Origin of the sequence: Escherichia sp. WS3063, from assembly GCF_046486595.1 — a bacterium.
Classification (GTDB): domain Bacteria; phylum Pseudomonadota; class Gammaproteobacteria; order Enterobacterales; family Enterobacteriaceae; genus Escherichia; species Escherichia coli.
On sequence record NZ_JBJQKY010000001.1, the window covers coordinates 1 to 24,224 of the forward strand.

The following is a 24,224-nucleotide window of genomic DNA, read 5'->3' on the forward strand; positions in this document are numbered from 1 at the left end:
TAAAAATCGCGGAAGGGATGAAACAACAGCGCCTGACGGCGCTGTGTCTGGCATGCCTGCAATCCGGGAAACCGGACCAGGAAAAAACTTGCAGGCCATAACAGTATCTACCAGAGATAGCGAACCGTAGGTGGGATAAGGCGCTCGCGCCGCATCCGACAAATGTGTTCAGCGACAGATTAGCTGGCCTGCTTTTTCATCATACTGAGAATAAATAACAGTGCCGCACATAGCACTACCGACGGACCCGCCGGCGTATCGTAAAATGCGGAAAAGGTTAAACCGCCAGTTACTGCCACCATTCCCACCAAAACAGCGACACCGGCCATCTGTTCCGGCGTGCGGGCAAAGCGACGCGCTGTAGCTGCAGGAATAATCAGCAGCGAAGTAATAATCAACGCGCCGACAAATTTCATCGCTACACCAATCGTCAATGCTGTCACCAGCATCAACAACAATTTCACGCGCTGTAATTTCACACCATCAACAAACGCCAGATCCGGGCTAATCGTCATTGACAGCAAATTGCGCCATTGCCAGAACAGAATCGCCACCACGATGACCACGCCAATCGCAATAGAGATGAGATCTTCTGGCGTCACTGCCAGCAAATCACCGAACAGGTAAGCCATCAAATCAACACGAATGTTAGACATCAGACTAACGACCACCAGGCCCAGCGACAGGGCACTGTGCGCCATAATCCCTAATAACGTGTCGATCGCCAGCTGTGGACGCTTCTCCAGCCATACCAGACCGCCCGCCAGCAGCAGCGTAACGGCAATCACCGCATAGAATGGATTCACGTCCAGCAACAAACCAAACGCGACGCCAAGTAATGAGGCATGAGCCAGCGTATCACCGAAATAAGACATACGACGCCAGACGACAAACGAACCCAGCGGACCCGCGGCACAGGCGAGCATGATCCCGGCTAACCAACCGGGAAATAATAATTCAATCATGAGCGATCATTTCCCCGACGCAAAACAATTCGTCCCTGTAAATCGTGACGATGATTATGATGATGGCGATAGATACCCAGTTGTTCAGCACCACGAGGACCAAACATAGAAATAAACTCCGGATGCAGGGAAACAACTTCCGGTGTGCCGGAACAACAAATGTGGTGATTCAGGCAAAGCACTTCATCGGTTTTTGCCATTACCAGATGCAGATCGTGAGATACCATTAAAACGCCACAATCCAGTTCGCGACGCAGTTGGTCAATAAGGTCATATAACGCCACCTGACCATTCACATCCACGCCCTGAGTGGGTTCATCCAGCACTAATAATTGCGGTCGATTTAACAATGCTCGCGCTAACAGTACACGCTGCGTTTCGCCACCCGAGAGCTTTTGCATCGGTGCGTTAATCAGATGCCCGGCCTGGACACGTTTCAGTGCAGGCAAAATATCTTCTTTATGTGTGCCAGGTCGTAAGCGTAAAAAACGGTTTACGGTCAGTGGCAACGTGGTGTCGAGATACAGCTTCTGCGGTACATAGCCGATGCGTAGTTTTCCGTTGCGCTTGATAACCCCTTCATCGGGTGTTACCAGCCCGAGCACTACCCGTACCAGTGTCGACTTACCTGCGCCGTTTGGCCCAAGTAAAGTCAAAATTTTTCCAGGTTTAAGTTCCAGCGACACATCAGAGAGGACGCGGCGTTGGCCAAAAGAAACCGAGACATTTTCCAGGGAAACCAGACTTGTCATGTTAATTTTAGTCTTGCAGTAGTCATGAAATGTTATAATATCACACTTCTCATATTCATTACGATGATTGGTCGCATTATGTTACATAAAAAAACGCTTCTTTTCGCAGCATTATCCGCCGCTCTCTGGGGCGGTGCAACACAGGCCGCAGATGCCGCCGTTGTCGCTTCGCTTAAACCCGTTGGGTTCATCGCTTCTGCCATTGCTGATGGGGTAACAGAAACGCAGGTTTTACTGCCTGACGGCGCTTCAGAACATGATTATTCACTGCGTCCATCGGATGTAAAACGCTTACAGAACGCGGACTTAGTCGTTTGGGTTGGCCCGGAGATGGAAGCGTTCATGCAAAAACCGGTAAGTAAATTACCAGAAGCGAAACAGGTAACGATTGCGCAGCTAGAAGATGTGAAACCGCTGCTGATGAAAAGTATTCACGACGATGATGATGATCACGATCACGCGGAAAAAAGTGACGAGGATCACCATCACGGCGATTTCAACATGCATCTTTGGCTTTCCCCAGATATAGCGCGGGCTACAGCGGTTGCAATCCATGGAAAATTAGTGGAACTTATGCCGCAAAGTCGAGCCAAACTTGACGCCAACCTGAAGGATTTTGAGGCACAATTAGCCTCAACCGAAACGCAGGTTGGTAACGAGCTCGCGCCGCTCAAGGGGAAAGGTTATTTCGTTTTTCACGATGCTTACGGCTACTTCGAAAAACAGTTCGGACTGACACCGCTTGGTCATTTTACCGTTAACCCTGAGATTCAACCTGGCGCGCAGCGTTTACATGAAATAAGAACACAGTTGGTTGAGCAAAAAGCAACCTGCGTTTTTGCTGAGCCACAGTTCAGGCCAGCGGTCGTTGAGAGCGTCGCACGAGGGACATCCGTTCGTATGGGAACGTTGGATCCCCTGGGGACGAATATCAAACTGGGTAAAACAAGCTATTCAGAATTCCTGAATCAATTAGCCAACCAGTATGCGAGCTGCCTGAAAGGAGATTAATGAGGAAGTGATTACGTGCAACAGATAGCCCGCTCTGTCGCCCTGGCGTTTAATAATTTACCGCGACCACACCGCGTTATGTTGGGGTCGCTCACCGTTCTTACTCTGGCCGTCGCTGTCTGGCGGCCCTATGTTTATCACCGCGATGCCACGCCAATTGTCAAAACCATTGAGCTGGAACAGAACGAAATTCGTTCGCTCTTACCTGAAGCCAGTGAGCCGATTGATCAAGCTGCACAAGAAGATGAAGCCATTCCCCAGGACGAACTGGATGACAAAATCGCCGGTGAAGCGGGCGTGCATGAATATGTTGTTTCCACTGGCGATACGCTAAGCAGCATTCTCAATCAGTATGGTATTGATATGGGTGATATCACCCAACTGGCTGCTGCCGACAAAGAATTGCGTAACCTGAAAATCGGTCAACAACTCTCCTGGACATTAACCGCGGACGGCGAACTGCAGCGCCTCACCTGGGAAGTGTCTCGTCGTGAAACCCGAACCTATGACCGTACTGCCGCTAACGGTTTTAAAATGACCAGCGAAATGCAGCAAGGAGAGTGGGTTAACAATCTGCTGAAAGGTACCGTCGGAGGGAGCTTTGTTGCCAGCGCCAGAAACGCCGGTTTAACCAGCGCCGAAGTGAGCGCAGTGATTAAAGCCATGCAGTGGCAAATGGATTTCCGCAAACTGAAAAAAGGCGATGAATTTGCGGTGTTAATGTCTCGAGAAATGCTTGATGGTAAACGTGAGCAAAGCCAGCTGCTGGGCGTACGTTTGCGTTCAGAAGGTAAAGATTATTACGCAATCCGCGCTGAGGATGGCAAATTCTACGATCGTAACGGTACTGGTCTGGCGAAAGGATTCTTGCGATTCCCGACGGCGAAACAGTTCCGTATCTCGTCTAACTTTAACCCGCGTCGTACTAACCCGGTGACTGGTCGCGTTGCACCGCACAGAGGTGTTGATTTCGCCATGCCACAGGGTACGCCAGTGCTTTCAGTGGGTGACGGTGAAGTGGTGGTTGCCAAACGCAGTGGCGCAGCAGGTTATTATGTGGCTATTCGTCATGGTCGTAGCTACACCACGCGTTATATGCACTTGCGTAAGATTCTGGTGAAACCAGGACAGAAAGTGAAACGTGGCGACCGTATCGCGCTTTCCGGTAATACCGGACGTTCAACCGGGCCGCATCTGCACTATGAAGTATGGATAAACCAGCAGGCCGTAAACCCGCTGACGGCAAAACTGCCGCGTACCGAAGGGCTGACCGGCTCCGATCGTCGCGAATTCCTGGCGCAGGCCAAAGAGATTGTGCCGCAGCTACGGTTTGATTAATTAACATCCATTCGCAGCCGGTACGCAGTCAGTACCGGCTTTTTTTATTTGGTGCGGGGCAAGTTGCGCCGCTACACTATCACCAGATTGATTTTTGCCTTATCCGAAACTGGAAAAGCATGGAAACGAAAAAAAATAATAGCGAATACATTCCTGAGTTTGATAAATCCTTTCGCCACCCGCGCTACTGGGGAGCATGGCTGGGCGTAGCGGCGATGGCGGGTATCGCTTTAACGCCGCCAAAGTTCCGTGATCCCATTCTGGCACGGCTGGGACGTTTTGCCGGACGACTGGGAAAAAGCTCACGCCGTCGAGCGTTAATCAATCTGTCGCTCTGCTTTCCAGAACGTAGTGAAGCTGAACGCGAAGCGATTGTTGATGAGATGTTTGCCACCGCGCCGCAAGCGATGGCAATGATGGCTGAGTTGGCAATACGCGGGCCGGAGAAAATTCAGCCGCGCGTTGACTGGCAAGGGCTGGAGATTATCGAAGAGATGCGGCGTAATAACGAGAAAGTGATTTTTCTGGTGCCGCACGGTTGGGCCGTCGATATCCCTGCCATGCTGATGGCCTCGCAAGGGCAGAAAATGGCAGCGATGTTCCATAATCAGGGCAACCCGGTTTTTGATTATGTCTGGAACACGGTGCGTCGTCGTTTTGGCGGTCGTCTGCATGCGAGAAATGATGGTATTAAACCATTCATCCAGTCGGTACGTCAGGGGTACTGGGGATATTATTTACCCGATCAGGATCATGGCCCAGAGCACAGCGAATTTGTTGATTTCTTTGCCACCTATAAAGCGACGTTGCCCGCGATTGGTCGTTTGATGAAAGTGTGCCGTGCGCGCGTTGTACCGCTGTTTCCGATTTATGATGGCAAGACGCATCGCCTGACGATTCAGGTGCGCCCACCGATGGATGATCTGTTAGAGGCGGATGACCATACGATTGCGCGGCGGATGAATGAAGAAGTCGAGATTTTTGTTGGTCCGCGACCAGAACAATACACCTGGATATTAAAATTGCTGAAAACTCGCAAACCGGGCGAAATCCAACCGTATAAGCGCAAAGATCTTTATCCCATCAAATAAAAAAAGCCTCTCGCGAGGAGAGGCTTCCGCCGTGTGATAAGTTCAAGTTTGCTTCAGAAGATTCGAAATCTGTTGAACTATCATTGAACTGTAGGCCGGATGAGGCGTTTTCGCCGCATCCGGCAACGTACTTACTCTACCGTTAAAATACGCGTGGTATTAGTAGAACCCACGGTACTCATCACGTCGCCCTGGGTGACAATCACCAGGTCACCAGACATCAAGTAACCTTTATCGCGCAGCAGATTAACCGCTTCGCTGGCAGCTGCTACGCCGTCATTAGCGCTATCAAAGTGCACCGGCGTAACGCCGCGATAGAGAGCAGTCAGGTTCAGCGTACGTTCATGGCGTGACATGGCGAAAATTGGCAGACCAGAGCTGATACGGGAGGTCATCAGCGCCGTACGACCCGATTCGGTCATGGTGATGATCGCCGTAACGCCTTTCAGGTGGTTAGCCGCGTACATTGCTGACATGGCGATAGCTTCTTCCACATTGTCGAACTGAACGTCCAGACGGTGTTTAGAAACGTTGATGCTCGGGATTTTTTCCGCACCCAGGCAAACGCGCGCCATGGCTGCAACAGTTTCTGAAGGATACTGACCAGCAGCAGTTTCTGCAGAAAGCATCACAGCGTCAGTACCATCTAGAACGGCGTTTGCTACGTCCATGACTTCTGCACGCGTCGGCATCGGGTTAGTAATCATTGACTCCATCATCTGGGTCGCAGTGATTACTGCGCGGTTAAGCTGACGTGCACGACGGATCAACGCCTTCTGAATGCCGACCAGTTCCGGATCGCCAATTTCCACACCGAGGTCGCCGCGAGCAACCATTACCACGTCAGAGGCGAGGATGATGTCATCCATTGCCTCCTGGCTGCAAACGGCTTCCGCACGTTCAACCTTGGCAACAATTTTCGCATCACATCCTGCATCACGTGCCAGGCGACGGGCATAGTTCAGATCTTCGCCGCAGCGTGGGAAGGAGACAGCAAGGTAATCTACGCCAATCAACGCCGCAGTCTTAATGTCTGCTTTGTCTTTTTCGGTCAGCGCTTCAGCTGACAAACCGCCGCCAAGTTTGTTGATACCTTTATTGTTGGAGAGGGGACCACCGACGGTCACTTCGGTGAACACTTTCATGCCCTGGACTTCCAGTACTTTTAACTGGACGCGACCATCGTCCAGCAGCAGGATGTCACCAGGCACAACGTCAGCAGGCAGGCCTTTGTAGTCGATACCGACTTTTTCTTTGTCGCCTTCACCTTTACCCAGGTTGGCGTCGAGCAGGAATTTATCCCCAATATTGAGGAAAACTTTGCCTTCTTTAAAGGTGGATACACGGATTTTGGGCCCCTGGAGGTCACCCAGAATAGCCACATGACGCCCCAGTTTTGCGGCAATCTCACGAACTTTATCCGCGCGCATTTTGTGATCTTCAGGCGAGCCGTGAGAAAAATTCATACGTACAACGTTGGCACCCGCCGCGATAACTTTTTCAAGGTTATTATCGCGATCTGTTGCTGGGCCTAACGTGGTAACGATTTTAGTTCTGCGAAGCCTTCTGGACATGTAATACTCCGTTGACTGAAACAACCAGGTGTTGCTTGAACATGAAATCCGAATGAAATAACGCCGCGATGGCGATAAATTAATCTCATTCGGATGTCGTATAAGATTAGGACAGTGACAGTCGTTTTTAGCGATCGTCACTTAAATTAAGTAACTGCTTATCAAAACGCGATTCCTTCAGCGCTTCCTTGACCCGCTTCAAGTTATCTCTGAATTTTGCACCGCGCCGCAAAGTAAATCCTGTCGCCAGCACATCTATCACGGTCAGCTGTGCAAGTCGAGAAACCATGGGCATATAAATGTCAGTATCTTCCGGTACGTCGAGGGTAATTGCCAGCGTTGCTTCCCGGGCGAGCGGGGTACCCGCAGAGGTGAGGGCAATTACCATAGCGTCGTTTTCGCGTGCCAGTTGCGCCAGCTCGACCAGATTTTTTGTTCTTCCAGTATGAGAAATCAGCACCACCACGTCTCCGTCGCTACAATTCATACAACTCATGCGTTGCAGCACAATATCATCGGAGTACACAACTGGAACATTAAAACGAAAGAACTTATTCATCGCATCGTGGGCAACGGCGGCTGAAGAGCCTAATCCGAAAAAGGCGATTTTTTTTGCCTGAGTGAGCAAGTCGACGGCGCGGTTGATGGCAGATTTATCCAGTGAATGACGGACATGATCGAGCGTTGCCATTGCGGACTCAAATATTTTCCCCGTGTATGATTCAACGCTGTCATCTTCATTGACGTTGCGATTAACATAGGGAGTGCCATTCGCCAGACTTTGTGCCAGATGAAGTTTAAAATCAGGAAAACCGCGCGTGTCCATGCTGCGACAGAAACGATTCACCGTCGGTTCGCTAACATTGGCTTCCAGCGCCAGAGCAGCAATACTCGAATGGATCGCGTTATCGGGCGAAGCCAGAATGACCTCGGCAACTTTGCGCTCTGATTTGCTCAAATGTTCCAGCTGAGACTGGATTTTTTCCAGCATATTCATGATGTAAAGAGACTCACGGGTAATGACGATTTCCGCACTGAAAGAAATCGAAATGCAGTTTTGTCAGATATTACGCCTGTGTGCTGTGTTAATGACAAAAGCAGATAAAAAAGTTGTTATTTTTTTTCATAACATGATCAGTGTCAGATTTTTACCCAATGGAAAACGATGATTTTTTTATCAGTTTTGCCGCACTTTGCGCTCTTTTACCGTAATCGCACGGGTGGATAAGCGTTTACAGTTTTCGCAAGCTCGTAAAAGCAGTACAGTGCACCGTAAGAAAATTACAAGTATACCCTGGCTTAAGTACCGGGTTAGTTAACTTAAGGAGAATGACATGGCGGTAACGCAAACAGCCCAGGCCTGTGACCTGGTCATTTTCGGCGCGAAAGGCGACCTTGCGCGTCGTAAATTGCTGCCTTCCCTGTATCAACTGGAAAAAGCCGGTCAGCTCAACCCGGACACCCGGATTATCGGCGTAGGGCGTGCTGACTGGGATAAAGCGGCTTATACCAAAGTTGTCCGCGAGGCGCTCGAAACTTTCATGAAAGAAACCATTGATGAAGGTTTATGGGACACCCTGAGTGCACGTCTGGATTTTTGTAATCTCGATGTCAATGACACTGCTGCATTCAGCCGTCTCGGCGCGATGCTGGATCAAAAAAATCGTATCACCATTAACTACTTTGCCATGCCGCCCAGTACTTTTGGCGCAATTTGCAAAGGGCTTGGTGAGGCAAAACTGAATGCAAAACCGGCACGCGTAGTCATGGAGAAACCGCTGGGGACGTCGCTGGCGACCTCGCAGGAAATCAACGATCAGGTTGGCGAATACTTCGAGGAGTGCCAGGTTTACCGTATCGACCACTATCTTGGTAAAGAAACGGTGCTGAACCTGTTGGCGCTGCGTTTTGCTAACTCCCTGTTTGTGAATAACTGGGACAATCGCACCATTGATCATGTTGAGATTACCGTGGCAGAAGAAGTGGGGATCGAAGGGCGCTGGGGCTATTTTGATAAAGCCGGTCAGATGCGCGATATGATCCAAAACCACCTGCTGCAAATTCTTTGCATGATTGCGATGTCTCCGCCGTCTGACCTGAGTGCAGACAGCATCCGCGATGAAAAAGTCAAAGTACTGAAGTCTCTGCGCCGCATTGACCGCTCCAACGTGCGCGAAAAAACCGTACGCGGGCAATATACTGCGGGCTTCGCCCAGGGCAAAAAAGTGCCGGGCTATCTGGAAGAAGAGGGCGCGAACAAGAGCAGCAATACAGAAACCTTCGTGGCGATCCGCGTCGACATTGATAACTGGCGCTGGGCCGGTGTGCCATTCTACCTGCGTACTGGTAAACGTCTGCCGACCAAATGTTCTGAAGTCGTGGTCTATTTCAAAACACCTGAACTGAATCTGTTTAAAGAGTCGTGGCAGGATCTGCCGCAGAATAAACTGACTATCCGTCTGCAACCTGATGAAGGCGTGGATATCCAGGTACTGAATAAAGTTCCTGGCCTTGACCACAAACATAACCTGCAAATCACCAAGCTGGATCTGAGCTATTCAGAAACCTTTAATCAGACGCATCTGGCGGATGCCTATGAACGTCTGCTGCTGGAAACCATGCGTGGTATTCAGGCACTGTTCGTACGTCGCGATGAAGTGGAAGAAGCCTGGAAATGGGTAGACTCCATTACTGAGGCGTGGGCGATGGACAATGATGCGCCGAAACCGTATCAGGCCGGAACCTGGGGACCCGTTGCCTCAGTGGCGATGATTACCCGTGATGGTCGTTCCTGGAATGAGTTTGAGTAATATCTGCGCTCATCCTTTATGGTTATTTTACCGGTAACATGATCTTGCACAGATTGTAGAACAATTTTTACACTTTCAGGCCTCGTGCGGATTCACCCACGAGGCTTTTTTTATTACACTGACTGAAACGTTTTTGCCCTATGAGCTCCGGTTACAGGCGTTTCAATCATAATTTCCATGTATGAAACGCGTTGTGAATCATCCTGCTCTGACAACTCAATTTCAGGAGCCTTTATGAACCCACAATTGTTACGCGTAACAAATCGAATCATTGAACGTTCGCGCGAGACTCGCTCTGCTTACCTCGCCCGGATAGAACAAGCGAAAACTTCGACCGTTCATCGTTCGCAGTTGGCATGCGGTAACCTGGCACACGGTTTCGCTGCCTGCCAGCCAGAAGACAAAGCCTCTTTGAAAAGCATGTTGCGTAACAATATCGCCATCATCACCTCCTATAACGACATGCTCTCCGCGCACCAGCCTTATGAACACTATCCAGAAATCATTCGTAAAGCCCTGCATGAAGCAAATGCGGTTGGTCAGGTTGCGGGCGGTGTTCCGGCGATGTGTGATGGTGTCACCCAGGGGCAGGATGGAATGGAATTGTCGCTGTTAAGCCGCGAAGTGATTGCGATGTCTGCGGCGGTGGGGTTGTCCCATAACATGTTTGATGGTGCGCTGTTCCTCGGTGTGTGCGACAAGATTGTTCCGGGTCTGACTATGGCAGCCCTGTCGTTTGGGCATTTGCCTGCGGTGTTTGTGCCGTCTGGACCGATGGCAAGCGGTTTGCCAAATAAAGAAAAAGTGCGTATTCGCCAGCTTTATGCCGAAGGTAAAGTGGACCGCATGGCATTACTGGAGTCAGAAGCCGCGTCTTATCATGCGCCGGGAACATGTACTTTCTACGGTACTGCCAACACCAACCAGATGGTGGTGGAGTTTATGGGGATGCAGTTGCCAGGCTCTTCTTTTGTTCATCCGGATTCTCCGCTGCGCGATGCTTTGACCGCTGCAGCTGCGCGCCAGGTTACGCGCATGACCGGTAATGGTAATGAATGGATGCCGATCGGTAAGATGATAGATGAGAAAGTGGTGGTGAACGGTATCGTTGCACTGCTGGCGACCGGTGGTTCCACTAACCACACCATGCACCTGGTGGCGATGGCGCGCGCAGCCGGTATTCAGATTAACTGGGATGACTTCTCTGACCTTTCTGATGTTGTACCGCTGATGGCACGTCTCTACCCGAACGGTCCGGCTGATATTAACCACTTCCAGGCGGCAGGTGGCGTACCGGTTCTGGTGCGTGAACTGCTCAAGGCAGGCCTGCTGCATGAAGATGTCAATACGGTGGCTGGCTTTGGTCTGTCTCGTTATACCCTTGAACCATGGCTGAATAATGGTGAACTGGACTGGCGGGAAGGGGCGGAAAAATCACTCGACAGCAATGTGATCGCTTCCTTCGAACAACCTTTCTCTCATCATGGTGGGACAAAAGTGTTAAGCGGTAACCTGGGCCGTGCGGTTATGAAAACCTCTGCCGTGCCGGTTGAGAACCAGGTGATTGAAGCGCCTGCGGTTGTTTTTGAAAGCCAGCATGACGTTATGCCGGCCTTTGAAGCGGGTTTGCTGGACCGCGATTGTGTCGTTGTTGTCCGTCATCAGGGGCCAAAAGCGAACGGAATGCCAGAATTACATAAACTCATGCCGCCACTTGGTGTATTATTGGACCGGTGTTTCAAAATTGCGTTAGTTACTGATGGACGACTCTCCGGCGCTTCAGGTAAAGTGCCGTCAGCTATCCACGTAACACCAGAGGCCTACGATGGCGGGCTGCTGGCAAAAGTGCGCGACGGGGACATCATTCGTGTGAATGGACAGACAGGCGAACTGACGCTGCTGGTAGACGAAGCGGAACTGGCTGCTCGCGAACCGCACATTCCTGACCTGAGCGCGTCACGCGTGGGAACAGGACGTGAATTATTCAGCGCCTTGCGTGAAAAACTGTCCGGTGCCGAACAGGGCGCAACCTGTATCACTTTTTAAGACGACAAATTTGTAATCAGGCGAGAGAAAACTCTGATGAAAAACTGGAAAACAAGTGCAGAATCAATCCTGACCACCGGCCCGGTTGTACCGGTTATCGTGGTAAAAAAACTGGAACACGCGGTGCCGATGGCAAAAGCGTTGGTTGCTGGTGGGGTGCGCGTTCTGGAAGTGACTCTGCGTACCGAGTGCGCAGTTGACGCTATCCGTGCTATCGCCAAAGAAGTGCCTGAAGCGATTGTGGGTGCCGGTACGGTGCTGAATCCACAGCAGCTGGCAGAAGTCACTGAAGCGGGTGCACAGTTTGCAATTAGCCCGGGTCTGACCGAGCCGCTGCTGAAAGCTGCTACCGAAGGGACTATTCCTCTGATTCCGGGGATCAGCACTGTTTCCGAACTGATGCTGGGTATGGACTACGGTTTGAAAGAGTTCAAATTCTTCCCGGCTGAAGCTAACGGCGGTGTGAAAGCCCTGCAGGCGATCGCGGGTCCGTTCTCCCAGGTCCGTTTCTGCCCGACAGGTGGTATTTCTCCGGCTAACTACCGTGACTACCTGGCGCTGAAAAGCGTGCTGTGCATCGGTGGTTCCTGGCTGGTTCCGGCAGATGCGCTGGAAGCGGGCGATTACGACCGCATTACTAAGCTGTCGCGTGAAGCTGTAGAAGGCGCTAAGCTGTAAAAGTCAAAATGCCCGATCAAGGATCGGGCATTTTTGTAGCGTTTTTTTGCCGGGTTTAACCCTGTACTTTTACCTGTCCGGCGGCGTGCTTCGCGCGTTCAATGGCGTCAACAACACTCTCTGCAGTAGCCAGTGCTACCCCCAGACGACGGCTGCCATCAATTTCCGGCTTACCAAATAAACGAATCTGTAAATCTGCGCCTACGGCATTCTGCACATTATCAAACGTGACATTCTGACTGGTCAGTTGTGGCAGAATAACGGCAGAAGCTGCAGGACCATACTGACGGATCCCGCCAACCGGAAGTCCGAGAAAGGCTCGCACATGCAGGGCAAACTCCGAGAGATCCTGAGAAATTAGCGTCACCATCCCGGTGTCATGCGGGCGAGGGGAGACTTCACTGAAAATCACCTCATTACCACAGACAAACAGCTCGACACCAAACAGCCCATAACCGCCCAGTGCCAGCACCACTTTACGGGCAATCTCCTGCGCACGTTCAAGGGCAAGCGGGCTCATTTGTTGTGGTTGCCAGGATTCACGATAGTCGCCATCTTCCTGGCGATGACCTACCGGTGCACAGAAATGGACGCCATCCACCGCGCTGACGGTTAGCAGGGTAATTTCGAAATCAAACTTAACGACGCCTTCAACAATTACGCGGCCCGCTCCGGCGCGACCGCCTTGCTGAGCGTACTCCCATGCATGAGCAAGTTGCTCTGCAGAACGAATAAACGTCTGCCCCTTGCCGGAGGAACTCATCACCGGTTTAACAATGCAGGGATAGCCGATGTCAGCAACCGCCTCGCGGAAAAGGTTTTCGTTATCGGCAAAGCGATAAGTGGAAGTGGGCAGCTGCAGATCTTCTGCCGCCAGGCGACGGATACCCTCGCGATTCATCGTTAATTTCGTTGCGCGCGCGCAGGGGACAACATTCAGTCCTTCCTCTTCAAGTTGGATCAGCATATCGGTGGCAATAGCTTCGATCTCCGGCACGATATAATGTGGTTTTTCCAGTTCAACCACACGGCGTAATGCATCACCATCAAGCATATTAATGACATGGGAGCGATGCGCGACATGCATAGCTGGCGCGTCGGCATAGCGATCGACGGCAATCACCTCTACGCCGAGACGCTGACACTCGATTGCCACTTCTTTACCCAGTTCACCGGAGCCTAATAACATCACGCGAGTTGCTGCCGGACGCAGCGCAGTGCCTAATAACGTCATAACGAATATCCCCTGATTAATTCCGCGCGCAGTATAAACGAAAACGTTTGCGCGTGTCTTTATTGTTGATGTTGATTTCCCAACCGAGAAGAAATATACTGTATAAAATCACAGTTATTATGAGAGGCTGCAAATGGCGGTTGAAGTTAAATACGTAGTCATTCGTGAGGGCGAAGAGAAAATGTCGTTTACCAGCAAAAAGGAAGCCGATGCTTATGACAAAATGCTTGATACGGCGGATCTGCTTGACACCTGGCTGACAAATTCTCCAGTGCAAATGGAAGACGAGCAACGTGAAGCCCTTTCGCTATGGCTGGCAGAACAAAAAGATGTGCTGAGCACCATTCTGAAAACCGGCAAATTACCGTCCCCACAGGTCGTCGGTGCTGAATCCGAAGAGGAAGATGCCTCACACGCGGCCTGAAGCAACTTGCGCTCCTGACAATTTGTACCATGCTTTCTCCTGAATCATTGTGCTATGGAGAAAAACATGAAAAAAAGAGGGGCGTTTTTAGGGCTGTTGTTGGTTTCTGCCTGCGCATCAGTTTTCGCTGCCAATAATGAAACCAGCAAGTCGGTCACTTTCCCAAAGTGTGAAGGTCTGGATGCTGCCGGAATTGCCGCGAGCGTAAAACGTGATTACCAACAAAATCGCGTGGCGCGCTGGGCTGATGATCAAAAAATTGTCGGTCAGGCCGACCCCGTGGCATGGGTCAGTTTGCAGGACATTCAGGGGAAAGATGATAAATGGTCAGTACCGCTAACCGTGCGTGGTAAAAGTGCCGATATTCATTACCAGGTCAGCGTGGACTGCAAAGCGGGAATGGCGGAATATCAGCGGCGTTAATGGCTTCTGATAATTCGATTGACCGTCGGCGGATGCGGCGCGAGTGCCTTGTCCGCCCACAACACACCACAATCGTAGGCCTGAGAAGACGCAACAGCGTCGCATCGGGCAATCAGCATCAAACAGTGCCACTCAAAACGTCAAACTACTTTCACCTAAAATACCCTTATCACCTGATATACAGTAAACACCTTACCTGGCGCGAATTTCTTTGAATAACGGCCTACCGACTCGCTTATTTGCGCATCTTTTGTCTCGATATACATTTTCTGACATCCTCATCCGCTATGCTACAGGCACTAAAAATGGTTATTGAGGAGCAAATATGGCTAACTGGTTAAATCAACTGCAATCCTTGCTTGGGCAAAGCAGTTCTTCTGTCTCCTCGTCTGCGGATCAGGGATTGGGCAAACTTTTAGTGCCAGGCGCATTAGGCGGACTGGCTGGGCTGCTGGTCGCAAATAAATCAGCACGTAAACTTCTTACGAAATATGGCACCAACGCGTTACTGGTTGGCGGCGGAGCGGTAGCGGGTACGGTGCTGTGGAATAAATACAAAGATAAAATTCGCGCGGCGCATCAGGACGAACCGCAGTTTGGCGCGCAAAGTACGCCGCTGGATGAGCGTACGGAACGTTTGATCCTTGCGCTAGTCTTTGCCGCTAAAAGTGATGGTCATATTGATGCCAAAGAACGTGCGGCAATCGACCTGCAATTGCGTGAAGCCGGCGTGGAAGAGCAGGGGCGTGTACTCATTGAGCAGGCAATCGAACAACCGCTGGATCCACAACGCCTGGCTACCGGGGTCCGCAATGAAGAAGAGGCGCTGGAAATCTATTTCCTGAGCTGCGCGGCTATTGATATTGACCATTTTATGGAACGCAGTTACCTGAATGCACTGGGTGACGCGCTGAAAATTCCCCAGGACGTTCGTGAAGGCATTGAACGCGATCTCGAACAACAAAAACGCACTTTGGCGGAATAATTCCGCTCTGGATAGCCTGAAGTTGACGATTTCGGGCTATCCAGAACCGCACGGCCATTTGAGCAGGCTGATTTTCTCTGTCTGCATAACATTCGATATCCGCGCCATTACCTGTCATCATCTAAGCAATGACTACCCTGTTTCGCTTGCATCCCCGGTGAGTTTTGCCACCCTTATAAGATGTTTCAACCAGAAAGAACAATAACATGCTACCAAAAGCCGCCCGCATTCCCCACGCCATGACGCTTCATGGCGATACGCGCATCGATAATTACTACTGGCTGCGGGACGATACGCGTTCTCAGCCGAAAGTCCTGGACTATCTGCAACAAGAAAATAGTTACGGTCATCGGGTGATGGCCTCGCAACAAGCCTTGCAGGATCGCATTTTAAAGGAAATCATCGACCGCATTCCGCAACGAGAAGTTTCTGCGCCCTACATCAAAAATGGCTACCGCTATCGGCATATTTATGAACCAGGCTGTGAATATGCTATCTACCAGCGTCAATCGGCGTTCAGTGAAGAGTGGGACGAGTGGGAAACATTGCTCGATGCCAACAAGCGCGCGGCTCATAGTGAGTTTTATTCGATGGGCGGAATGGCGATTACGCCAGATAACACCATTATGGCACTGGCAGAAGATTTTCTTTCCCGACGCCAGTACGGCATTCGTTTTCGTAATCTGGAAACAGGTAACTGGTACCCGGAACTGCTGGATAACGTTGAACCCAGCTTTGTCTGGGCAAATGACTCCTGGACTTTCTACTATGTTCGCAAGCATCCAGTGACGCTGCTCCCTTATCAGGTCTGGCGTCACGCCATCGGTACGCCAGCATCGCAAGATAAACTGATTTACGAAGAAAAAGACGATACCTATTACGTCAGCCTGCATAAAACGACGTCGAAGCACTATGTAGTCATTCATCTGGCCAGCGCCACCACCAGTGAAGTTCGCCTGCTGGACGCGGAAATGGCCGATGCCGAGCCGTTTGTTTTTCTGCCTCGCCGCAAAGATCACGAATACAGCCTTGATCACTACCAGCATCGGTTTTATCTGCGTTCCAACCGCCACGGTAAAAACTTTGGCTTATACCGTACCCGTATGCGTGATGAGCAACAGTGGGAAGAGTTAATTCCGCCACGTGATAACATTATGCTGGAAGGGTTTACGCTGTTTACCGACTGGCTGGTGGTTGAAGAGCGTCAGCGCGGGTTAACCAGTTTGCGGCAAATTAACCGCAAGTCCCGGGAAGTCATTGGCATTGCCTTTGATGATCCGGCCTATGTGACCTGGATTGCCTACAATCCAGAACCTGAAACCGCGCGATTGCGTTATGGTTATTCTTCCATGACCACACCAGATACTTTGTTTGAACTGGATATGGATACCGGTGAGCGTCGTGTATTAAAACAAACGGAAGTGCCCGGTTTTGATGCGGCGAATTACCGCAGTGAACACCTGTGGATAGTCGCCCGTGATGGCGTCGAAGTTCCGGTTTCGCTGGTCTATCATCGCAAACATTTTCGCAAAGGACACAACCCGCAGCTGGTGTATGGCTACGGTTCTTACGGCGCAAGTATTGATGCCGATTTCAGTTTTAGCCGCTTGAGTTTGTTGGATCGTGGATTTGTCTACGCCATTGTCCATGTTCGTGGCGGCGGTGAACTGGGGCAACAATGGTACGAAGACGGTAAGTTTCTGAAGAAGAAAAATACGTTTAATGATTATCTTGATGCCTGCGATGCATTGTTAAAGCTGGGCTATGGCTCTCCTTCGCTTTGTTATGCGATGGGCGGGAGTGCGGGGGGCATGTTGATGGGCGTTGCAATTAATCAACGCCCGGAATTATTCCATGGCGTTATCGCCCAGGTACCGTTTGTTGATGTTGTAACAACGATGCTTGATGAATCAATTCCTCTTACCACTGGTGAGTTTGAAGAGTGGGGGAATCCGCAGGATCCGCAATATTACGAGTACATGAAAAGCTACAGCCCGTATGACAACGTCACCGCACAGGCTTATCCGCATTTACTGGTAACGACCGGTTTACACGATTCTCAGGTGCAATATTGGGAACCGGCAAAATGGGTGGCTAAATTGCGCGAGCTGAAAACCGATAACCATCTTTTATTGCTCTGTACCGACATGGACTCAGGCCATGGCGGTAAATCTGGCCGCTTTAAATCGTACGAAGGCGTAGCGATGGAATATGCTTTTCTGGTCGCGCTGGCGCAGGGAACATTACCCGCTACGCCTGAGGATTAAGTATTTTCCAGATAATGTTTTAGTGTTAAACGCAGCTCCGGGCTCATGCTGTCCAGGTTATTAAACAACCAGCGCAGATAGCCCGGATCGCGTTCGGCAACGTCGGAAACCGCTTTGCCACGGTATTTGCCAAAGGTGAAGGTCGTCATCAACGACGGACGTCCGGTGATATCGGCCATCTGTTCTGCCGTCCAGCCGGAGGTGTTCATAATATCGATAAGCAACGCAGCGGTGATATAACAGTCATACAACGCGCGGTGATGATGCAGGCCCGGCGGCGTCTGTACATTGAGCTTCCGTGTTTTATATAACGCCATATTGCTGTACTTGATCCCTGGCCACAAACGACGGGCCAGTTTCATAGTGCAAATCCACTCACCGGGCATCTCAGGCAGTACGCGGCGGTCAAAGCTGGCGTTGTGCGCGACATACCATTCACTACCGTAATAGTGTGGGATCACATCTTCAATCCACGGTTTATCGGCGACCATGGCTTCGGTGATGCGATGAATCGCCATCGCTTGTGGACTAATAGGACGATCGGGGCGCACCAGGTGGCTCATGGGGTTGACGATTTTTCCGTCAATGACATCAACAGAGGCAATCTCAACGATCCCTCCCTGCAAACCGCAGGTTTCTGTATCGATAATGCGCAACATGGCATGCTCCAGGCCGAAAAAGCCTAGCGTAATGGAATGATATCGCCTTGCCAACCCTGTGATGAACGCTGACCGACTAACAATAATGAACCACGATCGGCGCGAACGATGAGACGACCATGTTCATCCCATAGTGCACTGTTACCACGGGCATTTGCCATCAGCACAGCAATCGAGTACTGATGTGAAAAAAATTGTAAGCGACGGGCCGAAGCCAGCAGGTCGGGTTCTCCCAGACATTGCCCTGTCGTAAACAGTGAACAGGTCGGGTCCATATCCATACCTTCCGGTTGTTCATCGACCACCGTGATGGTTCTGGAACGACGGCCCAGACATGCACCATGACTCTGATGGTAGATCCCTGGCGTTTTTCGCCACGGTGCGAACACCGCAATTCCACGAATAAAGCGATCGTTATATTCAACGGGAAGACCGGCAATGATAGTCATTCGCCAGGTCGTTGCAGCATAACAAAGCGGGTCTAATAGCGAGAGATCGGGTGGGGCAGGAAGGGCACGTCGCGAATAATCACACCCCAGTAAAGAAAGCGATGGAAAAACTAACAGCTGACATTGTTGCCTGGCGGCGGCCCTCACAAACTCCAGATGATGAGCTACCTGTTCGGTGAGTGAGGTTTTACGAGGCTCATATTGCGCTGCTGCAACTTTCCAGAACGACATAATGACTTCCTTTTCAAAATGACTGCAAATTATGGGTGCGGTTTAGAAAATACTCATAATTTAGCAGGCGTTATGTAAGAAAGTGTAACTATGTATAAGTTTTATTTAAGTTTGGGCTCGTAAGGTAAACGTGACAGATTGACCGAAGCCAAACGGTGGGCGATAAGCCGCTCGCGAAACCAGCTGCGCAAATGTTCAGGCTGTTCACGTTCAACCGCTTCAGCGATCACCGGCATATTGTAGCGTTCTTTAAATGCCACCCCTGCCGCCGCCAAATCGACATTCACTTTATCCATTTCTGTTTGATCCAGTTTAGCCAGATTCTTCAGCATTCTTAATCTCCTCATCATTCGCGGGCAAAAGTTACTAAGAGTGAGCCTGGATGGCAAGCCGGAATTGATGTTCCTCAACTCAGACATTAGACAAGGTTATGCTCTGTAAAAAAGTTATTACAAAAAGGAATAGATAATATGGCTTCAACTGCACGCTCCCTTCGCTACGCGCTGGCAATCCTGACCACTTCGTTGGTGACACCTTCCGTCTGGGCACATGCGCATTTAATGCATCAGTATCCTGCAGCAAACGCGCAACTGACAGCTGCCCCGCAGGCAATCACTTTAAACTTCTCGGAAGGCGTTGAAACAGGATTCAGTGGTGCAAAAATCACGGGGCCAAAAAACGAAAATATTAAAACATTACCGGCGAAGCGAAATGAGCAGGATCCAAAGCAACTGATTGTTCCACTGGCCGATTCGCTGAAACCCGGAACCTACACCGTTAACTGGCATGTTGTTTCGGTGGACGGGCATAAAACGAAAGGACACTACACCTTTAGCGTGAAATAAATCATGCTGGCGTTTACCTGGATCGCGCTGCGATTTATCCATTTCACCTCGCTGATGCTGGTCTTTGGCTTCGCAATGTACGGTGCCTGGCTGGCCCCCTTAACGATTCGTCGCTTGCTGACGAAGCGTTTTCTGCGTTTACAACAGCACGCTGCCGTCTGGAGTTTGATCAGTGCCACTGCAATGCTCGCCGTTCAGGGCGGGTTGATGGGAACGGGATGGTCAGATGTATTTTCGCCAAACATTTGGCAGGCTGTTTTGCAAACGCAGTTTGGTGGCGTCTGGTTATGGCAAATTGTTCTCGCCCTCGTAACGTTGATCGTCGCCCTTATGCAACCGCGGAATATGCCACGTTTGCTGTTTATGCTCACTACCGCGCAATTTTTTCTGCTGGCGGGAGTCGGGCATGCGACGCTGAATGAAGGGGTAACGGCGAAAATCCATCAGACTAATCACGCGATTCACCTGATTTGTGCGGCGGCGTGGTTTGGGGGATTACTGCCGGTGCTCTGGTGTATGCAACTCATCAAAGGCCGTTGGCGATACCAGGCTATTCAGGCGCTGATGCGTTTTTCCTGGTGCGGGCATTTTGCGGTGATCGGCGTACTGGCAAGCGGCGTGCTTAATGCATTGTTGATTACCGGATTTCCCCCCACGCTTACGACTTACTGGGGCCAACTCTTATTGCTCAAAGCCATCCTGGTGATGATTATGGTGGTCATTGCGCTGGTTAATCGTTATGTTCTTGTACCGCGCATGAGGCAGGATGAAGATCGTGCGGCACCCTGGTTTGTGTGGATGACTAAACTCGAATGGGCGATAGGTGCGGTAGTGCTGGTGATCATCAGCCTGCTTGCGACTCTCGAACCTTTTTGATGGATTACGAAAATGATGAAAAAAAGTATTCTGGCGTTTCTGTTACTCACCAGTTCTGCAGCGGCGCTGGCTTCACCGCAGGTGATTACCGTCAGCCGTTTTGAAGTGGGTAAAGACAAATGGGCGTTTAATCGCGAAGAGGTGATGCTGACTTGCCGACCAGGTAATGCTTTGTATGTCATTAACCCAAGTACCCTCGTGCAGTATCCTTTAAACGATATCGCACAAAAGGAAGTTGCCAGTGGGAAGACTAAAGCCCAACCCATTTCGGTGATTCAGATTAATGATCCTAACAATCCCGGCGAAAAAATGAGTCTGGCACCGTTTATAGAACGAGCTGAAAAACTCTGTTAATTACCTAAAATAGCCTTTTGATTTCCAATAAAAAAACCGCCTCAGTTCTTTCACCAGAACGGGCGGTTTTTAACATTTAAGCTGATGACCACCGCGCTTTTTATTGACCATTTTGCACGCAAACTGGAAAACCTGGCGTCGTCATCTATTCTTAAAGAGCAAGGCAACTAAGCCTGCATTAATGCCAACTTTTAGCGCACGGCTCTCTCCCAAGAGCCATTTCCCTGGACCGAATACAGGAATCGTGTTCGGTCTCTTTTTATCTGTTAAAAGCCAGAAGCATTCCCTTCGCTGACTTTATAGTCAACCATAACACACACTCTACTGTCTGAGTCCAGCGTTTTTTAACATTCTTGTTAAGATTATGTGATCTTTAGCGCGGGAGGAAAATATTGATGAAACAGCCTGCGCCCGTTTATCAGAGAATTGTGGGTCATCAATGGCGACATATCTGGCTTTCAGGCGATATACACGGTTGTCTTGAGCAGTTGCGCCGCAAATTATGGCATTGTCGTTTTGATCCGTGGCGAGATTTACTTATCTCAGTGGGAGACGTTATCGATCGTGGGCAGCAAAGTTTACGTTGTCTGCAGTTACTGGAACAACATTGGGTTCGTGCGGTAAGAGGCAATCATGAACAGATGGCGATGGATGCGCTGGCATCCCAGCAGATGTCTTTGTGGTTGATGAATGGCGGCGACTGGTTTATTGCGCTGGCAGATTATCAACAGAAACAAGCGAAAACGGCGCTGGAAAAATGTCAGTATTTGCCCTTTATTCTTGAAGTACACAGTCGCACCGGCAAACATGTTATTGCCCATGCCGATTATCCGGATGATGTTTATGAATGGCAAAAGGACGTCGATTTGCATCAGGTCTTGTGGAGCCGCTCGCGATTAGGTGAACGCCAAAAAGGGCAGGGAATTACAGGTGCTGATCATTTCTGGTTTGGTCATACACCTTTGCGCCATCGCGTGGATATTGGCAATCTGCATTATATTGATACCGGTGCTGTCTTTGGGGGCGAACTGACTGTTGTGCAATTGCAATAATTAAAAATCACCGTATTCCTGTGCAGGTCGCCAGAAACCATCTATAAAATCCTCAATCGGAAAACAACCGCCATGGCGGATCCGTTGATCGCTCATAGAATAAAGACACTGCTGTTCCGTGTTGTAGACATCCACAACAATATCTTCACAACCGCCATCCAGGTAGCAAACAAAAAGTACCAGCGCGAACATTTCATCCCCGAAGTGTGGTGCCGTACCGTTAAGTTTAGGTGAGATTTTACAACGGGGGAATAACCAGGACAAATAACCCGCCATGCCGACGGGTTCTTTTTGGATCAGGCAAGACGCATAATCCAGGCATCAGATTGTTGATCGTAACGGGTACGGTAAAGGACAGAGTGTTCGCCATTTAGCAGGGCAGGGATACTGGTTTCAGCATCCCAGGCATCCAGTTGCATACATAAATCGGGGTCTGATTTACAAGGAATGGTTAACGTTCGATCACCCGGCGATTCGCCGTGTAATTCGCCGTCGTCGATTTCAAAAGCGCCTATGCGCACACTGGTTTTCATCTTCGTGCTCTCCATTTAGCTGCCGATTGTGGTACGACCAGTCCGATCGCACCATTTTTCAGCCTAGTTGAGGCAGCCGAATGTGCCAGTCAAAAAGTGCGCTTTTTTTGTGCGCTGTCAGGCGTTACCGGTAAAAAGTTTCCCGTCTCGCACCAGTTCACGCGGGTAGCTGTTTTTCAGTCGCGAACCAATTCGTTTGGCTAAACCAATCGGCTGATGCTGGAAAGTAACCAATACATCATCCGCTACTGGCGCGGCTTGCGGGTAAACATCGCGCCCGCGATACCACTCTTCCGCTTCCTGCGGTGTCAGTTCAAAAGCGTTCACATTGTCGGGGGAGGCAAGGGCAATAACCGCTTCATGCTGCCAGCGATAACCTTTGTTATGCGTTTCGGCAAGTTTAATCCCCAACCGAGAAAATCGGACTTTACCGATCAGGGCTTCAATGCCTACCGGGAACAACCACAGTTCTTTGTCGCGTTGCCAGAGTCGCAGGTTTCCATCCCAGTTTAAGCCAACACCTGCAGCCGCCTGACGAATTTGACCGGCTTCGCGATCTTTCACCGGGCTAAACGGGAAATTGCCCACTTTGTATTTTGGGGCGGGTAAGACGGGGATCGCCTGAGTTTTACGCAGACGAGCAACGAAGAAGCCTTCGCAGTCGTAAATTTGTGGGAAAACATGCAAAAAGCCTTCTTCGGTCAGCGCCTTATTTGCACCAGGGAAGAGATCGCCAAGCGGTAAAAACTCTACTGCGTCGGGGTAAGTCTCTTTCAGCCACAGGCAAACGGCTTCGTTTTCTTCCCTGTTTAAGGTACAGGTCGAGTAAACCAGCGTACCGCCAGGGCGTAATGCATGAAAGGCGCTGTCGATCAGTTCCCGTTGGGTCGCTGCGATTTCCTGATTGCTTTCTGGTGACCAGTTTTTTAGCGCATCGGGATCTTTACGCACCACGCCTTCGCCGGAGCAGGGAGCGTCCAGCAAAATGGCATCGAACATTTCTGGCAATGCCGCACCAAACACGCGGCCATCAAAATGTGTGAGCGCAACATTACTGATGCCACAGCGGCTGATATTGGCATGTAACACTTTTACCCGACTGGCGGAAAACTCATTGGCAAGGATCGCCCCTTCGTTATTCATCCGCGCGGCAATTTGCGTCGTTTTGGAGCCGGGCGCGGCAGCGACATCCATCACCCGCTGTGGTGCATTACCGTCAGCAAACAAGGCGGCAACGGGCAACATTGAACTGGCTTCCTGAATATAAAACAGGCCGCTTAAATGCTCGGCGGTACTACCCAATGGCAATGCATCTTCATCGTCGCGTTCAATCCAGAAACCTTCTTCACACCACGGAATTGGCGTAAGCGTCCAGCCATAAGGAGCGGTTAATTGCAGGAAATCAGCAACGGAGATTTTCAGCGTATTAACGCGAATGCTGCGGCGCAACGGGCGCTGACAGGCGGCAAGAAAATCATCAAAAGAGAGCGTCGAAGGCATAGCTTCGCGCATTTGTGTCAGAAAGGCGTCCGGGAAATAAACGGTGTGTTGGGCCACGAGCATATACCACTGGCAAAAAAACAGGCGCGCAGTTTAGCATAAACGCTCCGGCGCAGACACGCCGGAG

At 50.5% G+C, this 24,224-nt stretch carries 25 protein-coding genes; 14 read left to right on the top strand and 11 right to left on the bottom strand.

Annotated features, from left to right (window positions below; all coding sequences use genetic code 11):
- Positions 1-179 precede the first annotated feature (179 nt).
- Both znuB and znuC read right to left on the bottom strand, forming a co-directional pair.
- Positions 180-965: a zinc ABC transporter permease subunit ZnuB gene (gene znuB, locus ACJHYW_RS00005; protein ID WP_000571479.1), complete on the bottom strand. Its 786-nt coding sequence runs from the start codon at positions 963-965 to the stop codon at positions 180-182.
- Complete coding sequence (gene znuC, locus ACJHYW_RS00010) at positions 962-1,717, bottom strand: zinc ABC transporter ATP-binding protein ZnuC (protein WP_000202996.1); 756 nt, start codon at positions 1,715-1,717, stop codon at positions 962-964. Before znuC ends, znuB begins: the two co-directional genes overlap by 4 nt.
- Before the next feature lie 78 nt (positions 1,718-1,795).
- On the opposite strand from znuC, the gene znuA reads away from it, so the two are divergent.
- From znuA to lpxM, 3 genes are all read left to right on the top strand, one after another.
- Positions 1,796-2,728: a zinc ABC transporter substrate-binding protein ZnuA gene (gene znuA, locus ACJHYW_RS00015; protein ID WP_024179478.1), complete on the top strand. Its 933-nt coding sequence runs from the start codon at positions 1,796-1,798 to the stop codon at positions 2,726-2,728.
- Positions 2,729-2,743: 15 nt separating this feature from the next.
- A complete protein-coding gene (mepM, locus tag ACJHYW_RS00020) occupies positions 2,744-4,066 on the top strand; it encodes a murein DD-endopeptidase MepM (protein ID WP_001184045.1) in 1,323 nt (440 codons plus the stop codon).
- A gap of 119 nt (positions 4,067-4,185) precedes the next feature.
- A complete protein-coding gene (lpxM, locus tag ACJHYW_RS00025) occupies positions 4,186-5,157 on the top strand; it encodes a lauroyl-Kdo(2)-lipid IV(A) myristoyltransferase (RefSeq protein ID WP_000448381.1) in 972 nt (323 codons plus the stop codon).
- A 131-nt stretch (positions 5,158-5,288) separates the two neighbouring features.
- Here the strand turns inward: lpxM and pyk are convergent, their stop codons facing one another.
- Positions 5,289-6,731: a pyruvate kinase gene (gene pyk, locus ACJHYW_RS00030; protein ID WP_000091149.1), complete on the bottom strand. Its 1,443-nt coding sequence runs from the start codon at positions 6,729-6,731 to the stop codon at positions 5,289-5,291.
- A gap of 127 nt (positions 6,732-6,858) precedes the next feature.
- Positions 6,859-7,728 (bottom strand): DNA-binding transcriptional regulator HexR, encoded by an 870-nt coding sequence (gene hexR, locus ACJHYW_RS00035; protein ID WP_001056694.1) that lies wholly within the window; start codon positions 7,726-7,728, stop codon positions 6,859-6,861.
- Between the two features lie 337 nt (positions 7,729-8,065).
- Here hexR and zwf point away from each other — a divergent pair, with 337 nt between their 5' ends.
- The 3 genes from zwf to kdgA all read left to right on the top strand — a co-directional run bounded on the left by zwf (position 8,066) and on the right by kdgA (position 12,265).
- The gene (gene zwf, locus ACJHYW_RS00040; protein WP_000301727.1) at positions 8,066-9,541 is read left to right on the top strand and encodes a glucose-6-phosphate dehydrogenase; all 1,476 of its coding nucleotides are present in this window, start codon (positions 8,066-8,068) and stop codon (positions 9,539-9,541) included.
- Between the two features lie 234 nt (positions 9,542-9,775).
- Positions 9,776-11,587 (top strand): phosphogluconate dehydratase, encoded by a 1,812-nt coding sequence (gene edd, locus ACJHYW_RS00045; protein ID WP_001069467.1) that lies wholly within the window; start codon positions 9,776-9,778, stop codon positions 11,585-11,587.
- Positions 11,588-11,623: 36 nt separating this feature from the next.
- On the top strand, positions 11,624-12,265 hold the full coding sequence (gene kdgA / locus ACJHYW_RS00050) for a bifunctional 4-hydroxy-2-oxoglutarate aldolase/2-dehydro-3-deoxy-phosphogluconate aldolase (RefSeq protein ID WP_000800513.1): 642 nt from the start codon (positions 11,624-11,626) through the stop codon (positions 12,263-12,265).
- Between the two features lie 55 nt (positions 12,266-12,320).
- Here kdgA and purT read toward each other — a convergent pair whose 3' ends face one another.
- Complete coding sequence (gene purT / locus ACJHYW_RS00055) at positions 12,321-13,499, bottom strand: formate-dependent phosphoribosylglycinamide formyltransferase (protein ID WP_000173454.1); 1,179 nt, start codon at positions 13,497-13,499, stop codon at positions 12,321-12,323.
- Between the two features lie 133 nt (positions 13,500-13,632).
- On the opposite strand from purT, the gene yebG reads away from it, so the two are divergent.
- The 4 genes from yebG to ptrB all read left to right on the top strand — a co-directional run bounded on the left by yebG (position 13,633) and on the right by ptrB (position 17,598).
- Positions 13,633-13,923: a DNA damage-inducible protein YebG gene (yebG, locus tag ACJHYW_RS00060; protein ID WP_000257738.1), complete on the top strand. Its 291-nt coding sequence runs from the start codon at positions 13,633-13,635 to the stop codon at positions 13,921-13,923.
- 66 nt (positions 13,924-13,989) lie between these two features.
- Positions 13,990-14,346 carry a protein YebF gene (gene yebF, locus ACJHYW_RS00065; protein WP_001295500.1) on the top strand — a complete coding sequence of 119 codons (357 nt, stop codon included), beginning with the start codon at positions 13,990-13,992 and terminating at the stop codon, positions 14,344-14,346.
- A gap of 325 nt (positions 14,347-14,671) precedes the next feature.
- Entirely contained in the window at positions 14,672-15,331 is a 660-nt protein-coding gene (locus tag ACJHYW_RS00070; RefSeq protein WP_000024761.1) for a tellurite resistance TerB family protein, read from the top strand.
- 206 nt (positions 15,332-15,537) lie between these two features.
- Positions 15,538-17,598 (top strand): oligopeptidase B, encoded by a 2,061-nt coding sequence (gene ptrB, locus ACJHYW_RS00075; RefSeq protein WP_000936976.1) that lies wholly within the window; start codon positions 15,538-15,540, stop codon positions 17,596-17,598.
- On the opposite strand, the gene exoX is transcribed toward ptrB, so the two are convergent.
- The 3 genes from exoX to holE form a co-directional block, all read right to left on the bottom strand.
- The gene (gene exoX / locus ACJHYW_RS00080; protein WP_000944256.1) at positions 17,595-18,257 is read right to left on the bottom strand and encodes an exodeoxyribonuclease X; all 663 of its coding nucleotides are present in this window, start codon (positions 18,255-18,257) and stop codon (positions 17,595-17,597) included. The genes ptrB and exoX overlap by 4 nt on opposite strands.
- Positions 18,258-18,280: 23 nt before the next feature.
- Positions 18,281-18,937, bottom strand: a complete 657-nt coding sequence (gene yobB, locus ACJHYW_RS00085; protein ID WP_000011651.1) for a carbon-nitrogen hydrolase family protein YobB — start codon at positions 18,935-18,937, stop codon at positions 18,281-18,283.
- A 101-nt stretch (positions 18,938-19,038) separates the two neighbouring features.
- Positions 19,039-19,269, bottom strand: coding sequence for a DNA polymerase III subunit theta (holE, locus tag ACJHYW_RS00090; RefSeq protein ID WP_000916763.1), 231 nt, complete (start codon positions 19,267-19,269; stop codon positions 19,039-19,041).
- Between the two features lie 138 nt (positions 19,270-19,407).
- Here holE and yobA point away from each other — a divergent pair, with 138 nt between their 5' ends.
- The 4 genes from yobA (at position 19,408) to pphA (ending at position 22,064) form a co-directional block, all read left to right on the top strand.
- Positions 19,408-19,782 carry a CopC domain-containing protein YobA gene (gene yobA / locus ACJHYW_RS00095; protein ID WP_000168737.1) on the top strand — a complete coding sequence of 125 codons (375 nt, stop codon included), beginning with the start codon at positions 19,408-19,410 and terminating at the stop codon, positions 19,780-19,782.
- Positions 19,783-19,785: 3 nt separating this feature from the next.
- On the top strand, positions 19,786-20,658 hold the full coding sequence (copD, locus tag ACJHYW_RS00100; protein WP_000879323.1) for a copper homeostasis membrane protein CopD: 873 nt from the start codon (positions 19,786-19,788) through the stop codon (positions 20,656-20,658).
- 12 nt (positions 20,659-20,670) lie between these two features.
- Positions 20,671-21,012, top strand: coding sequence for a YebY family protein (locus ACJHYW_RS00105; RefSeq protein ID WP_000976484.1), 342 nt, complete (start codon positions 20,671-20,673; stop codon positions 21,010-21,012).
- A gap of 395 nt (positions 21,013-21,407) precedes the next feature.
- The gene (gene pphA / locus ACJHYW_RS00110) at positions 21,408-22,064 is read left to right on the top strand and encodes a protein-serine/threonine phosphatase (protein WP_000812752.1); all 657 of its coding nucleotides are present in this window, start codon (positions 21,408-21,410) and stop codon (positions 22,062-22,064) included.
- On the opposite strand, the gene ACJHYW_RS00115 is transcribed toward pphA, so the two are convergent.
- The 3 genes from ACJHYW_RS00115 to rsmF all read right to left on the bottom strand — a co-directional run bounded on the left by ACJHYW_RS00115 (position 22,065) and on the right by rsmF (position 24,154).
- The gene (locus ACJHYW_RS00115; RefSeq protein ID WP_001296140.1) at positions 22,065-22,256 is read right to left on the bottom strand and encodes a YebW family protein; all 192 of its coding nucleotides are present in this window, start codon (positions 22,254-22,256) and stop codon (positions 22,065-22,067) included.
- A gap of 104 nt (positions 22,257-22,360) precedes the next feature.
- Positions 22,361-22,597 carry a YebV family protein gene (locus ACJHYW_RS00120; protein ID WP_001295499.1) on the bottom strand — a complete coding sequence of 79 codons (237 nt, stop codon included), beginning with the start codon at positions 22,595-22,597 and terminating at the stop codon, positions 22,361-22,363.
- Between the two features lie 117 nt (positions 22,598-22,714).
- Positions 22,715-24,154, bottom strand: coding sequence for a 16S rRNA (cytosine(1407)-C(5))-methyltransferase RsmF (gene rsmF, locus ACJHYW_RS00125; RefSeq protein WP_024179479.1), 1,440 nt, complete (start codon positions 24,152-24,154; stop codon positions 22,715-22,717).
- Positions 24,155-24,224 lie beyond the last annotated feature (70 nt).

Excerpts from the sequence above, each read along its gene's own strand:
- znuB (WP_000571479.1), bottom strand. The coding sequence starts at position 965 with ATGATTGAATTATTATTTCCCGGTTGGTTAGCCGGGATCATGCTCGCC.
- znuC (WP_000202996.1), bottom strand. The coding sequence starts at position 1,717 with ATGACAAGTCTGGTTTCCCTGGAAAATGTCTCGGTTTCTTTTGGCCAA.
- znuA (WP_024179478.1), top strand. The coding sequence starts at position 1,796 with ATGTTACATAAAAAAACGCTTCTTTTCGCAGCATTATCCGCCGCTCTC.
- lpxM (WP_000448381.1), top strand. The coding sequence starts at position 4,186 with ATGGAAACGAAAAAAAATAATAGCGAATACATTCCTGAGTTTGATAAA.
- pyk (WP_000091149.1), bottom strand. The coding sequence starts at position 6,731 with ATGTCCAGAAGGCTTCGCAGAACTAAAATCGTTACCACGTTAGGCCCA.
- hexR (WP_001056694.1), bottom strand. The coding sequence starts at position 7,728 with ATGAATATGCTGGAAAAAATCCAGTCTCAGCTGGAACATTTGAGCAAA.
- zwf (WP_000301727.1), top strand. The coding sequence starts at position 8,066 with ATGGCGGTAACGCAAACAGCCCAGGCCTGTGACCTGGTCATTTTCGGC.
- edd (WP_001069467.1), top strand. The coding sequence starts at position 9,776 with ATGAACCCACAATTGTTACGCGTAACAAATCGAATCATTGAACGTTCG.
- kdgA (WP_000800513.1), top strand. The coding sequence starts at position 11,624 with ATGAAAAACTGGAAAACAAGTGCAGAATCAATCCTGACCACCGGCCCG.
- purT (WP_000173454.1), bottom strand. The coding sequence starts at position 13,499 with ATGACGTTATTAGGCACTGCGCTGCGTCCGGCAGCAACTCGCGTGATG.
- yebG (WP_000257738.1), top strand. The coding sequence starts at position 13,633 with ATGGCGGTTGAAGTTAAATACGTAGTCATTCGTGAGGGCGAAGAGAAA.
- yebF (WP_001295500.1), top strand. The coding sequence starts at position 13,990 with ATGAAAAAAAGAGGGGCGTTTTTAGGGCTGTTGTTGGTTTCTGCCTGC.
- ACJHYW_RS00070 (WP_000024761.1), top strand. The coding sequence starts at position 14,672 with ATGGCTAACTGGTTAAATCAACTGCAATCCTTGCTTGGGCAAAGCAGT.
- ptrB (WP_000936976.1), top strand. The coding sequence starts at position 15,538 with ATGCTACCAAAAGCCGCCCGCATTCCCCACGCCATGACGCTTCATGGC.
- exoX (WP_000944256.1), bottom strand. The coding sequence starts at position 18,257 with ATGTTGCGCATTATCGATACAGAAACCTGCGGTTTGCAGGGAGGGATC.
- yobB (WP_000011651.1), bottom strand. The coding sequence starts at position 18,937 with ATGTCGTTCTGGAAAGTTGCAGCAGCGCAATATGAGCCTCGTAAAACC.
- holE (WP_000916763.1), bottom strand. The coding sequence starts at position 19,269 with ATGCTGAAGAATCTGGCTAAACTGGATCAAACAGAAATGGATAAAGTG.
- yobA (WP_000168737.1), top strand. The coding sequence starts at position 19,408 with ATGGCTTCAACTGCACGCTCCCTTCGCTACGCGCTGGCAATCCTGACC.
- copD (WP_000879323.1), top strand. The coding sequence starts at position 19,786 with ATGCTGGCGTTTACCTGGATCGCGCTGCGATTTATCCATTTCACCTCG.
- ACJHYW_RS00105 (WP_000976484.1), top strand. The coding sequence starts at position 20,671 with ATGATGAAAAAAAGTATTCTGGCGTTTCTGTTACTCACCAGTTCTGCA.
- pphA (WP_000812752.1), top strand. The coding sequence starts at position 21,408 with ATGAAACAGCCTGCGCCCGTTTATCAGAGAATTGTGGGTCATCAATGG.
- ACJHYW_RS00115 (WP_001296140.1), bottom strand. The coding sequence starts at position 22,256 with ATGTTCGCGCTGGTACTTTTTGTTTGCTACCTGGATGGCGGTTGTGAA.
- ACJHYW_RS00120 (WP_001295499.1), bottom strand. The coding sequence starts at position 22,597 with ATGAAAACCAGTGTGCGCATAGGCGCTTTTGAAATCGACGACGGCGAA.